Source organism: Candidatus Phytoplasma citri (assembly GCF_002009625.1).
Lineage (GTDB): Bacteria > Bacillota_I > Bacilli_A > Acholeplasmatales > Acholeplasmataceae > Phytoplasma > Phytoplasma citri.
Genome location: NZ_MWKN01000017.1, coordinates 1 through 14,836, shown reverse-complemented (window position 1 = coordinate 14,836; position 14,836 = coordinate 1). Strand labels below are relative to the sequence as shown.

7 protein-coding genes are annotated in these 14,836 nt (G+C 18.9%); 5 read left to right on the top strand and 2 right to left on the bottom strand.

All coding sequences use genetic code 11. The features are described from left to right. Nucleotides 1-2,302 precede the first annotated feature (2,302 nt). Complete coding sequence (locus tag B2G44_RS00790; protein ID WP_078122964.1) at nucleotides 2,303-2,539, top strand: hypothetical protein; 237 nt, start codon at nucleotides 2,303-2,305, stop codon at nucleotides 2,537-2,539. Between the two features lie 460 nt (nucleotides 2,540-2,999). Further along, nucleotides 3,000-4,715, top strand: a complete 1,716-nt coding sequence (locus B2G44_RS00785; protein ID WP_078122963.1) for a hypothetical protein — start codon at nucleotides 3,000-3,002, stop codon at nucleotides 4,713-4,715. 276 nt (nucleotides 4,716-4,991) lie between these two features. Here B2G44_RS00785 and B2G44_RS00780 read toward each other — a convergent pair whose 3' ends face one another. Then, a complete protein-coding gene (locus tag B2G44_RS00780; RefSeq protein WP_478210018.1) occupies nucleotides 4,992-5,687 on the bottom strand; it encodes an SAV1803-related protein in 696 nt (231 codons plus the stop codon). Nucleotides 5,688-7,183: 1,496 nt separating this feature from the next. On the opposite strand from B2G44_RS00780, the gene uvrC reads away from it, so the two are divergent. Genes uvrC through uvrB form a run of 3 tightly spaced genes read left to right on the top strand, consistent with a single transcriptional unit; the run spans nucleotide 7,184 to nucleotide 13,658 of the window. After that, nucleotides 7,184-8,824: an excinuclease ABC subunit UvrC gene (gene uvrC / locus B2G44_RS00775; RefSeq protein ID WP_078122961.1), complete on the top strand. Its 1,641-nt coding sequence runs from the start codon at nucleotides 7,184-7,186 to the stop codon at nucleotides 8,822-8,824. A gap of 42 nt (nucleotides 8,825-8,866) precedes the next feature. Further along, nucleotides 8,867-11,713 (top strand): excinuclease ABC subunit UvrA, encoded by a 2,847-nt coding sequence (gene uvrA, locus B2G44_RS00770; protein WP_078122960.1) that lies wholly within the window; start codon nucleotides 8,867-8,869, stop codon nucleotides 11,711-11,713. Further along, nucleotides 11,703-13,658: an excinuclease ABC subunit UvrB gene (gene uvrB / locus B2G44_RS00765; RefSeq protein ID WP_078122959.1), complete on the top strand. Its 1,956-nt coding sequence runs from the start codon at nucleotides 11,703-11,705 to the stop codon at nucleotides 13,656-13,658. The genes uvrA and uvrB overlap by 11 nt, the downstream gene beginning before the upstream one ends. A gap of 40 nt (nucleotides 13,659-13,698) precedes the next feature. Here the strand turns inward: uvrB and B2G44_RS00760 are convergent, their stop codons facing one another. Further along, nucleotides 13,699-14,316: a hypothetical protein gene (locus B2G44_RS00760; RefSeq protein ID WP_143325094.1), complete on the bottom strand. Its 618-nt coding sequence runs from the start codon at nucleotides 14,314-14,316 to the stop codon at nucleotides 13,699-13,701. Between the last annotated feature and the right edge of the window lie 520 nt (nucleotides 14,317-14,836).

Genomic DNA, 14,836 nt, shown 5'->3' with positions numbered 1-14,836 from the left:
CGCGATCAACAAATAGATTTTAAATGGTAAAAAAACAAAATCAAAAAACAAAATTTTATTGAATCACTTAGTCAAATAAATAGCTTTAATTTTAAAGACAAAGAAGAAATAGCAGCATATGTGAACAATTTAAAAAAAATAATTTGTGAAGTAAAAAAGATAATTAACTAACATTTTTGTAGGGCGTTTTTTTATTTAATAATCAAAAAATAAAATTTTTATTTTTATGGTGTGATTGATTCTATTAAATTAATTTAATTTTTAAAAGTGTTAAATTTGCATCATAGTTAAATTTTTTACTAAATTTTGATTCAAGGTAACATCTTTTTTCGATAAAATCAGGACATTGATAAAGAACTACTTTGGGCAATAACTCGATTTGTTTTAAATTAACATTGAAAATATTTTCTTTTTGTTTAATAGATATTTTTTAGTAGAAATGAATTAATTTCAAACTATTTTGTTAATTTTATCAATTTTTTAGAATCATCACAAAAAGCCATAAAATATATCATTTTTTAATAAAAAATAATTTTTTATTTTTTTAATTTAGTTTAATTGAGGTTTAATTTTTTTAGATTTTTGTTTATTTTATTCAATCAAAAGCTAATCTTGATTGTAAATATAATAAAATAATAGAATTAAAATTATTAAGTTTGATATAATATATTTCTAGTTAATGCAAAAATTATTTTTCAAAAAAATTAAATAAAAATTAATTACATATTAAAAACTTTTGGAAACGAATTATAATAATTGCTTTTGATCAAAATATAAAAAATTTTTTATGATATTTATGAAAGTTTCATAAACAATTTAAAATTATTTTTTTAAAAACATTTGGAAATATATGTATATAATTAAGTCAATTTAATTTGAAATAAATTAAAATAATTAATAATTTTTTTTATATTAATAAAAATAATTGAATTTTTTTTATTAAGTTATATAGTTAGTATTATTTTTATAATCTTACTCTTTTATATTATCTTTGTAATTTAATTAGAATACAAATAATTTAAATTTAATTTAAACAATAAAAAAATAAATTTTTAAAAATAAAATTAATAAAAATAATTCAAATTAATCTTTGAAATACAATTAAATTAAAGATTAAGCATCAAAATATTTAATCACTTTATATAATATTGAAATATTTTTTGACGTTAAAATCATTAATTTTCGATAGTTATCTTTTTAATTTATCATCGATTTTATAAATTTTATTTTAAAATTGCAAATAAATTTTTTTATTTAAAATTTAATAAATGTTGATTTTTTAAAAAATTGATAATTTTCTTTTATCTTATATTTTTGTTTGTTAACACTTGTTTCGGATTTTTGTCGTATTTGTTTTAATTAATTTTTTAAATTATTGTATATTAAAGCATTCTTGTTAAAAATTAAAATGCACCATAATATTAAAATAATAATAAGAAATAATAATATTTTTTTGAAATTTTTTATTTTCGTTATATTAAGGTTATTTTCGATTTTTTTGACTTAAATTAAATTTTTTTTGTCTAATAATATAAAAAAATTTTTAATTCAATTTTTATGATTAATTTTTGAAAACTAATGGATAATAAAAAAAATTTATTAATTTTTTAGAATTTGTAAATTTAAAATAATATATTTTGATTTGTATTACAATGTTTTTAATTTCTTTTTTTATTAAAATAAAATTAATGTAATCAAAAAAGATCTATAATACTATAAAATAATTGTTAAAAATTATATAGTAATCGATTTATGAAGATAAATTAATTAATTTATTTTTGGATGATTTTTACAATTATTAATTATTTTTTCATATATTTTTTTGATAAAAAAGTATTAAAATTTTCCAAGTTGTAAAAAATTTTTTTCATTATGAAAATATTTTTTAATATTATTCTTTTTTTTTAAATATATAAAATTAAATTTTAACATTTGCGATACTAAAATTAAATTATTATTTGGGTTTATTTATTAATTCAATATGATATTTATCTTTGTTTTTATAAAAAATATTAATTTAATAAAGATCATAATATAAATAAATTTGTTTTTTCAATAGATATATAACCGATATTTTGAATAAATTTTTTAAAAAACAAATTTATTTAAATTAAAAAAATTTTTTTAAGGTAAATTTTTTATCAAAAAATATTATAAATATTATTTGCAAATGTTATATAATTTATCGTTTTAAAATGAAGATTCAATAATTTGTAATTAATATCAAAATTGTTTGAAATCAATAATTATTTTATTATAGGTTAGGTTATAAAATGAAAAAAAAATAAAAAAATATTTATATTTGATTAATTTTATTTATTTAATATTTATAACAATAATGTTAATATTCATTTATATTATTTTAAACATAAAAATTCAAATAACAATAACAAAAATAGAAAATGAATTTAAATCTTTAAATAATAAATTAAATAAAATTCAAGATAATCAATTTATTAAAAATGATAATGAAAAAACACAAATTCAAGATTCAATAACTCATGAAGATGATGATAAAATAGAAATAAAATATTTATAATAAAATTGATAAAACGAATGATAACGATAAAACAAAATCATCATTATTGTCGTTATCAGATAATTAAAATAATTAAAAATAAATCTAATAAAAGGATCTTTTAATAAAGATAAACAATATGAAGTTAATATAATTCAACAGCATTGGAATTGTAGGAGGGAGTTAATTTAAAGAGAATGATAAAAGATTTATTATTATACATACAAATTGATTTAAAAAAATTATTGAATTTATATTTGAGGATTTGATGGATTTTATTTTCATATTTAGTATAATATAGAGTAAATTATAATAAAAATTTATTATTATATTTTTGAGATATATATTCAAAAATTTTTTAATAATAAAAAAATAGCTATTTATTTAAGATTGAAAAATAGCGGAAATGGAATTTTAAAATTAATTTTGTTAAAGAATAATAATATGCCCGAACAACAATTAATTCATGAATTAAAAAAATATGATAAACACCCGAGAACATTCAAATATATTACAAAATCGATATGTAAGTTTGATTACTTTTAAATATTTGTCATATCAATACGAGAAAAATCATTTATGTGAAGATTTTCAGGATAAGAATATTAATAATAATTTTATTTTATCTGTAAATTTATTTTGGTCTTCTTTGGTTAACCAATTAATAAATAAACAATTAACCGAATCAAAATTAATTGACAATTTACATGAAGCTTTTTATAGTATCGATATTTCTAATAATACTAAATATCAATATTTATTTAAAGAAATAAATTTATATAAAAATAATATGATTTCATTAGACTCTGATTTTCTGTCGAATATAATGCTAATGATTCATCAAGTATCGATTAATAATTTAAATACATTATTTCAAAAAGTTATTTTAGAATATCAAAAACAAAAAATGTATAGTCATAAAATGGCTTTAAATTTAGATTTTTTTAACAATTTAATACCTGAACTGATTAAATCAAAGTTATTAATAAATGCCAATATTTACGATATGACTTGTGATAACGATTTAGGATTAATATTAAATAAAATTATTGATATATTAGAAATTAATCATAAACAATCCTTTAAAGGTAATATATATGGTGGTTGTATCATCTCAGGTGATAATAATAATTTATTTACTCGTTATCATCCTATAGGTTTTGGTTTAGCTCGTATGAATTTATTATTAAAAAATCAAGAGTTACTTTGTGTTGATATTGAAAATAAAAAATTTTGTTTACCGGAGTTAGATTTAATTATTTGTGATGGCAATGTATTAATAAAATATTATGAAAATCATCATCAAGAGTTTTTGCATAATAAAAAAAGAAGAGAAATTTTTCAGAAAAATATTTATCCCATGATGTTGAATTCATTATCATCTATAGGAAAAATTATTATATTTGGTAATGAAAATATTTTGAACTCTTTAAATAGAGATTTCGAATATCATCAAAATATAATTAGACTAAAATCTGGTAAACATATAGATTTAATAATTAAATTATTAGAAACTGGTTTTTTAACTCGTTTTTTTAGTTTTCTATTGGGATCAGATGATTTTGAATATGATTATTTGCTTTTATTACAAAAAAATAAAAATTTTTATGAAAAAGATATTTTTGGTATTAATTTAAATTTAACCAATCGCACATTATTAAAGAATAATGATATTAAAGATCCATCTTATTCTTCTTTAATTAAACAAATTATCTGCAATTATTCTTTACGCAAACCTAATGTTAATAATTCTAATTTTAAATATTCGTTGAATGAAATTTTAGAAAAATTTTATTATACATATCTTTTTAAGAATAATAATTTTGTTGCATTTGATGATTTGATTTTATTTAATTCTACCAAATTTTTGGATAACTTTAAATATTATTACAACCGTTCAAAAAGATGGTTAAAAATTATTATGGAATTATATTTTGTATATGCTTTTATAAAGATTATTTTAAAATTATTAAATAAATCTAATATTGTGATTTCATTTATTAAAAGTTATTGGTCTAATTTGATTTTAGGTGGTCCTTTAATTATTTATTTGTTTTCATCATTAACTATAATGTCTAAAAATATTAAAAATTATTTAATCAAAATAATGGCAATTTCAAATTGGCAAATTTTATTATGTATAAATATGATTTTTTATTTTATATTAAATTATGAATCTTATATTAAATACAATTGACCAAGAAATTAATATTTTCTTGGTTAATTTATTATTTAACAATAAAAATTTTCTTTTTTATATGAATTAATTATTATCGAAGTGAGCTGTTCCCGAATTTTAAACAATTTTTTTACTTTTTAAAAACTCTTGGAAACTAACTATCAAGTTAGTCTTAAAGAATTTTTTTTAAAAGTAAAAAAGTTTCGAAACTTTGGCAACATATAAAAACTTACCAGGATTAAATAATAATTTAGTTTTTTGTTTATAAACTCGGTTTTTTTTCTTAATATTTTATTAAGATTTAATTATGTGTAGAACTATAAAAAATCTACGGCATTGAAAAAATGATTTTTTTTGAAAAAAAATGGTTTGAGCTGCTTTACGTTTATAATTTTGATATTGCCAAGTATTATCAAAATGAATTTTTTCTAATTCATTTAACAATATTTTAGCTCCATTTTTTCCTACATCGATTTGTAATGGGTTAGTTGAATGATCCCAAATTTTACAATGCAACAAAAAATGTTCTAATAAATTACAATAAACTAAATTATATCCCATTTGATAACTAAAAGGAGCTTGTTGAGCAAATTCAGGATTAGATAACCCTTTCATTTCGTTTTCTTTAATATGATGTATTTGTAAACCTTCTGAAGATCTTTTAATATATTCATTTATTTGATTACATTTTCGATTCAAGAAATAGTTTCCAGGTACTTCTCCATATTTATCTAATAAAACTTCAATTATTTGATTATATGTTAAAAGCATCATATAAGGAATGCTAAATTCTATTTGATTGTTTTTATTTTTTTGGCAGTGTACTTGAATTAAAATATTTTCAATATCTTCCAAATGTTTTAAGATTATTTTTATTTTTTCAATAGAACATGATGGAAACTTGTTAGATAATACAAAACTATCGATTTTTTGTAATTCATAATAAATAGAAGGATAGCGAACTCGAATACTTTCATATATTTTGTTCATCAATGTATTGATATAATTTATTTTTTTTCTAATGTGTTGAGAAAATTGTTGTAATTTTCTTTTGAAAAAGAACAAACGAAATATTAATATTGAAATCGATATTATTGTAAAAATTATAACTAATAAAATAATTTTCATATTCTTTTTAATTAAAATATATTTTTTATTTTTAAATTTGTATTTTTTTAATATTGAAAGTAATCGATTTAGATGGAATTAAAAATTTTTTTATAATGCAAACAATATATTTTTTTATTCCTTTCGCTTAAAATTCATTTCATTAATAATTATTAAATTTTATATTCATGCAAAAATAAAATTTGTGTATAATTAAAATTATTTTTTATTTTTATGAAAAGTTTATAAAGATTATTTAACTATTTTTAATCTTTTATCTAGATTATAAGTTTAATTATAACTTAATTATTCATTATTTATTATAAATAAATAAAAAATAACAGAATTTTATTTACAAAATAATTTATTTATACAAAATTTTGATGATAAAATTTTCTTTATTTAAATAATTTTATAAATAATAACCATGTATGGCTAAAAAGATATATATGATCATCGTTATGTTATTATAATTTGGACAAACCGAATGCAACCATGACAAAAATTATCAGCATAATCAGGAAAAAAACAAATAAAAATGTTTAAATTAAGTTATATAAAATAATATAACTTTTAATTTAAAGTTTAATAACCAAATTTTTGGAATATATCAAATCATTTTAAAAAAAGTTTTTACTATTAAAAATAAAGCCAAAATGTATAATAAAATAATAGATCTTAAATAAAAATCAATAATCTATATAAATAGTATGGATTTTTATGTTAAACACCTATAAATTAATCAATTAAGAGATATTTAAATAAAAATTAATCCAAATCTAAAACAATAATGCTTAAAATCAAATGCATAATTATAATTAAATTATAGTTAAATAAATAATATATAAAGAAATTTTCTATTTCAATTAATGTTAGTTATATATAATGTAAATAATTCGTAATAAATATTTTTATCAATACCAAGACCCACTCTGAAGTATCAAAAAGGAATCTTTCTCTTTTTATTATTAAATTTTTTAAAAATTAAAATATCAAAAGATAATAACAAATAATCATAAAATATTTTTTACAATTAATTAATTTTTTTAGAAAATATTTTAAAATAAAAATAAAGATAGAAAATTTTGTTATTTTTGCAATTAAATTATCATTCCAAATGACTAAAAATAAATTTAATATATTCGGATTAAAACAAAGTTAATAATCAAAAAAACTTGCCTTTTTATTGTTTTTCAGTTATTATAAAATTAATATTAAATTCAAAAAATTATTAAATATTTTATGTTTTTAAATAAATTCATTGGCATCTGTATATGATGCCTTTTTTAGTCAAAAAAATCTTGAAACAATAAATAGAATAAATAATTTAAAATTATTGTGTTTTCGGAAAATATTTAAATATGGTAATTAAATGAAATATGTCTTTAAAAATAACAAAAAATAAAATTAATTTTCTTTTGCTAACTAAAATTAACAATTTGCCCCAAAAATCTGGTTGTTATTTATTTAAAAATTGTTATAATAATATTATTTATATCGGAAAAGCCAAGAATTTATTTTCAAGAATTAAAAGTTATTTTTACTTAACAAATCATAATCCAAAAACTAATAATTTAATTCAAGAAATATGCGATGTAGAATATATTATTACTCATAACGAATTAGAAGCTTTTATATTAGAAGCTAATTTAATTAAAAAACATATACCAAAATACAATTTTAAATTATTAGATGATAAAAATTATGCTTATATTGAAATTACTAACGAAAAACATCCTCGTTTAAAAATTTCTTATTATAAAAAGGTTCCTGATAAAACTAAAGTATTTGGTCCTTATCCGTATAACAATAGTATGAAAGAAACAGTACGTTTATTGCATAAAATTTACCCTTTAAGACGTTGTCAACCTATTCCTAAAAAACCTTGTCATTATTATCAAATTAATGAATGTTTAGGACCTTGTTGCCCTAATAATAAATCTATTGATTATTCTATGAATATTAGAGGAATTCATGATTTTTTGCAAGGCAAAAATAAAAATATTTTTAACAAAATTAAAAATGAAATAAAAACGGCTATTAAAACATTAAATTTTGAAAAAGCACAAGAATATCAAAAAATTTTAGAACATTTAAAAAATATTACTATTAAACAATTTATTGAATTAAAACCTAATCTAAGTTGCGATATTATTGGTTTTTGTTTTAATAAAAATGAAATTTCTTTGTATATTTTCAAAATGTATCAAGGAAAAATTCAAGAACATTATCAAGTAGTTTCCGAATATATCGATGATCCCATTGATAATATGATTACTTATTTACATTTATATTATCAAAATCATTTATTACCTAAAAAAATTCTTTTAAATCCATCTTTGATTAAGCAAAAACCAGAAATAAAAAAAATAATTAATACTAAATTTTCAGTCAAATTCAATACCGAAGAAAAACAAATACAAGAATTAGCTCAAAAAAACGCAGAAGAAAATTTAAATAAATATAATTTATTATATAGCGCTAAATTAGAAGCTACTACAATAGCTTTAAGTGAATTATCTAAATTGTATCAAAATAATATTAATCATATTGAAGTTATCGATATTTCCCATTCTTTTGGTAAATATTTTGTAAGTGGCATTATTGTGTTTAAAAATTATCAATTGCAAAAAAAATCTTATTGCGCTTTTCGTATTAAACAAACTTATCCGAACGAATATAATTCTTTAGCAGAAGCTATTGAACGTCGATATCAAAAATTAATTAATCTTAATTTGCCTTTTCCAGATTTAATTTTAGTTGATGGCGGAATAGGGCAATTTAATATCAGTCAAAAAATTTTAAAAAATTTAATAAAGAAATTTAATTTAGGTGCTTTAAAAAAAAATAATAAACATCGATTAGAAAGTTTAATTTTACCTAATCAAGAGATTTTGTTAAATCATAAAAGTTTTTTATTCCGTTTTTTATTTTTTTTAAGCGAAGAGGTTCATAATTTTACTATTAATTTTCATAGAAAAATTAATAATCAAGAAAATATTGGCAATCTTATCAATTGAAAATTAAAAAAATTTAAATTTTATATATTATAAAGGATATTTATGGCTAATCAAAATTTTAATTATTTACAGGATAAAATTATAATTAAAGGCGCTCGAGAAAATAATTTAAAAAATATTGATGTTGAAATTCCCAAATTTAAATTAGTAGTGTTTACTGGTATTTCAGGTTCCGGAAAAACTTCTTTAGTACAAAATATTTTATATCAAGAAGGAAAAAGAATTTATTTAGAATCTTTAAATTTTTATGATCGTAAATTTTTTCAATTTACAAAAAAACCTGATATTAATTATATTTTGGGTTTAGCTCCGGTAATTAACATTGAACAAAAAAAAATTGTTAATAATTCTAAAGATACTGTCGGTACTATTACAGAAATTTATCATTATTTACAATTAATTTATGCGCATATAGGTGTTTATTACGATATACAAAATAATCAACCTTATCAAAAATATAATATAGAACAAATAATGAATAAATTATTAAATTTTTTTAAAAACCAAAAAATTATAATTTTATCTCCATTGGGTGATAGTCAAAAAAAGATATTTCATCCGAAAATCTTAAATTTCATGAAAGAAGGTTTTAATCGTTTTTTAATCAATAACAATTTTTTTACTTTTAATAACATTAAAGAAATTAATGAATTAGAAATAAAGGAAATAAATAATATTTTTGTAATTATTGATCACTTAACTATAAACAATCAAATAACCTCCCGTTTAATTTCTTCTTTAGAATTAGCTCTAAAATTTAATAAACAGAAAATATTAATTATGCTACCAAATAAAGAAATACTATCTTTCGATTTAAATTATAATGATGGTAAAAACTCTTTAACTCAATTAGAAAATAAAATGAATTTATTTTCTTTTTATAAAAAAAAAGGAATTTGTAATCATTGTAAAGGTTTAGGAAGTATAATGGTTTTTGATGAAAAATTAATTTTAGATCTAAATAAATCTATTCTGAATGGAGCTATATTACCTTTCGAACAACCAAATAATCCTACAAAAAATCTTCAAGAAAAATTAAAAGATTTTTTAGATACTTATAAAATTGATGTTTATCTGCCTGTAAACCAAATGAATAAAGTTATTATTAATCTTTTATTGTATGGTCCTGATAACTTACCTAATGAAAGTTTAAAATTTCCTATCGGAATTATTCCTATTCTAGAATATTATCAAAAAAATTTTGCTAATTATGATAATATTCAAAATTGGTTAAATCAATTTAAATCTTTAACTGTATGTCCTCATTGTTCCGGAGCTAGATTAAATAAATATGCTTTAGCTTATAAAATTAATCATAAAAATATTTATGAATTGACCAATTTAACTATTAATGAATTATTAAATTTCATAGAAAATATAACATTAAATTCAATAGCAAAAATCAATATCCAAGATGCTTTAACGGCTATTAAAAAACGTTTAAATTTATTAAAAAAATTAGGTTTAGAATACTTAAATTTAAATCGAAACATTAGTTCTTTATCCGGAGGAGAAATACAAAGGATTAAATTAATTAATCAGCTGGCTTCTCGATTGACAGGGGTTATTTATATTATTGATGAACCATCTGTTGGTTTACATCCATATAATAATATTCAACTAATTAAAATTTTACGTAAATTAGTAAATCTAGGTAATACTGTGTTAATTATAGAACATGATCAAGAAATAATCTTATCTGCAGATTATATTATTGATTTAGGTCCTGAAGCTGGAAATAAAGGAGGTACTATTGTAAGTTCTGGCAAAATAAATAATATTTTAGAAAATAAACATAGTTTAACAGGTAAATATTTAAAAAAAATTTATTCTTTTGAGAGCATCATCAAACCAAAAATATCTTCTACAAATGTTCTTCAAATACGAAACGCTTATGTTAATAATTTAAAAAATCTTAATATTGATATTCCTTTAAATATATTTATTGTGATTACTGGTTTTTCTGGCTCAGGAAAATCAACTTTACTTAATGAAGTTATATATAAAGGTTTTAAAAAAAATAAAAATTTGAAAAAAATCGAACCTGGTGAATTTAATCAAGTGATTTTTTCAGAAAATAAACATAATTTCAAAGATATTATTTATATAGAAGCACCAAATTTTAATAAAATTCTTAAATATCATTTAATTAATTATTTAGGAATTTCAGAAATCATTAGCAATTTATTTTCTCAATCTCCGGAAGCAAAAGCTAAAGGTTATAACAAACGTCGTTTTATTCTAAATTCTGTTTCTGCTTTTTGCCATGCTTGTCAAGGAGAAGGTGTTAAAAAAATTTTTATGGGTTTTTTGCCTAATATTATAATTACCTGCGATCAATGTCAAGGTAAAAGATTTAATTCTGAAACTTTAACTATTAAATACAAAAATCAAACTATTGCTGATATTTACCAAATGAATGTATCTGAAGCATATACTTTTTTTTATAATCATCAAAAAATTAAAATTGCTTTAGAATTATTAATTAGTGTAGGATTAAATTATTTAAAATTAGGCAGCAAATTAGATAATTTATCAGATGGCGAAAAACAAAGATTAATTTTGATTAAAAAAATATATAAAAATTATTTTTCAAAAAATATTTATATATTGGATGAGCCTACCAAAGGCTTACATTTTTTTGAAATTGAAAAGTTAATTTCTTTAATACGTACATTAATTAATCAAAAAAATACAGTAATTATGATTGAACATAATCTAAATATTATTAAAAATGCTGATTATATAATTGATTTAGGACCTCAAGGAGGCAAAAATGGCGGTCATATTGTAGCTAAAGGTCATATAGAAGAAATTATCAATAATCAAGATAGCTATACTGGTCAATATTTAAAACAAATAAGGGATAAATCTCAAAATGAAATTTAAATTAAAAAGTTTATATCAACCAAGTGGCGACCAACCTCAAGCTATTAAAGAATTATTGAATAATTTTGCTAAAGGGGAAAAAGAACAAATAGTTTTAGGAGCTACAGGTACTGGTAAAACTTTCACCATTGCTAATATTATTAATCAACTTAATACAAAAACTTTAATAATTGCTCATAATAAAACTTTAGCAGGACAAATTTTTCAGGAATTAAAAGAAATGTTTCCCGAAAATAAAGTGGAATATTTCATTTCTTATTATGATTATTATCAACCAGAGTCATATATTGTATCTCGTGATATTTATATTGAAAAAGAAAAAATTATTAACGAAGAAATAGTAGAATTACGTCATAATACTATTAATGCTTTAATTGATCATAATGATGTTATTGTAGTATCATCTGTATCTTGTATTTTTGGAATCGGGGATATCGAAGATTATAAAAATTCTATTTTGTATTTACACCAAAATCAAAATTATCCTATGGATGAACTATTTAAAAAATTAATAGAATTGCAATATTGTAGAAACGATTTACAATTAAAAAATGGTAATTTTCGTGTTCACGGTAACATTTTGGATCTGATAAATTCTAATTTAAAAAAAGAAGCAATTCGTTTAATTTTCGAAGATAATCAAATAAAAAATATTCAAATTTTCAATACGATAGATGGTACCATTGTAAAAGAATTAAATAAAGTTATTATTTTTCCTGCTTCTATTTACGCAACTAATCCTCAAAAATTAAAAGAAAGTATTAAAAGGATTAAAAAAGAATTAACTCAACAAATTAAATATTTTAAATCTCAAAATCAATTTTTAGAAGCTCAAAAAATTGAAACAAAAACTCAATATGATTTGGAAATGTTAACAGAATTAGGTTATTGCAAAGGTATCGAAAATTATTCAAGACATATATCTTTAAAAAAAAAGGGAGAACCTCCAACTACCTTGATTGATTATTTTGGTTCAAATTTTTTAATTATTATTGATGAATCTCATATTACTATTCCACAAATTAAAGGTATGTTTTTTGGAGATTATTCGCGTAAACAAAAATTAATTAAATATGGTTTTCGTTTGCCAAGCGCTTTAGATAATAGGCCGTTAAAATTTAAAGAATTTGAAAAAAAAATAGATAAAATCATTTATTTATCGGCAACACCTGGAAAGTATGAATTAAACAAGAATATTCCTATAGTGGAACAAATAATTAGACCAACTTTTATTTTAGAACCTCAAATTGAAATTAGATCAACTCAAAACCAAATGCATAATTTATTTGAAGAAATAAAAAAACGCCAAATTAAAAATGAAAAAGTTTTGGTAACCACTATCAGCATTACTTTTAGTGAAGATTTAAGTTTTTATTTAAAAAAAATGGGTATTAAAGTGACTTTTTTACATAGCAAAATTCCAGCTTTGCAGCGTTTACAAATTTTACAAAAATTACGCATGGGAATTTATGATTGTTTAATTGGAGTTAATTTATTAAGAGAAGGTTTGGATTTGCCAGAAGTTTCTTTAATGATTATTTTAGATGCTGACAAAGCCGGATTTTTACGAAATGAAAGTAGCTTAATTCAAATAATCGGTAGAGCTGCTCGCAATATTCAAGGTAAAGTAATTATGTATGCAGATAACATTACAAACGCTATGAAAATAGCTATTGCTGAAACCAATAGACGCAGAATTATTCAACAAGAATATAATCAAAAATATAATGTTAATCCTAAAATTATTAATAAGAAACTAAATCTTAATAATTTGAGTCAAAATAATCAAAAAGATTTTATGAAGGAAATCAATCTTGATCCTAAAAATGTTACCAAAAAAGAATTAACTAAATTAAAAAAATTAATGAAAGAAGCTGTTAAAAAATTAGATTTTGATAAAGCAATTTTTTATAGAGATTTAATTATATCTATTTCTGGAAAATAATTTAATTCTGAATAATTTTAGTTACTTAATTTATTTAATGTCAAATTAATTCATAAAAAGAGTATAATTCTGCTTTGAGTTTATGTTTTTGAGCTTCTAGTATTCTTTTCGAATGTTCAATAAAACTAAATTTAATTCTTTCAAATTTTTGACAACGTTCTTGATTCAATTTATATCTTTCTTGCAAAACATTAATTTTTTGTTGATATAATAATTTTTTTTCATTTATATTATTTTCATTTTTAAAAAAATTTTTGTTTAATTCTTCAATTTGTGATTGAATTAATTTTTGGTTTTTAATTAAATGATTAATTTTCATGTCTAAATCATGAATATTGTTTTCTCTTTTTATATTCACTTCTAAAGCGAAATTCCATTTATTTTTAATTTTTTCAATTATTTTTTTTTCTTCATTATTAATTTTATTTATAATGGAAAGTTTATTATAACAATTATCGGAAAAAATATAAATTTGTATAGTTTCAAAATCTTTTAAATTAATTTTAAATTTACTAACATTTGATGAAATGTTGTTTGTTTCTGTTTTATTTTGGGATTTTTCGATCGTATCGTTTTTTAAAATTTGATATAAATGATAATGATTATTTATATTATTTTGCCTAATTAAAAATTTTGTTACCAAAAAAATAAAAAGCAAAAATAAAAAAAATAACCTAAAAATTGAAATATTTTTATTAAAATTTAATGTCATTTATTTTTGTTTCCGTTCCGCAATAAATTAATAAATATTTTATTAAATTTGATTTTTATAGTTTTTTATTGAATATTAAAATGTTATACATAACATCAAATTTATTTTTTTGTAATTAATAATTATATTTAATAATTTTAATCTATCTTAAAATTTTTTTATATTAAATTCAAAACCTAAAATAATTATTGGTGTATATTCATAATATCTAAACAATAATTACAAATTTCAAGTAACATTATAAAATTTTATCTTAGTCATAATAATTGATCTATTCTGTTGTTATTATTGATTTGTTTCTTTCATTAATTTTTGAATTATTTGTCTTTTTTTCTAAATTTAAATAACCTTACATTAAGGTTATATTCTCTCATATAAGAAAAAACCGATAAAAATCAAATATAAATATAATATTGATTTCAAATTTATTAGTTAATAAGAACAAGATTATTAGTATTTCTATGGA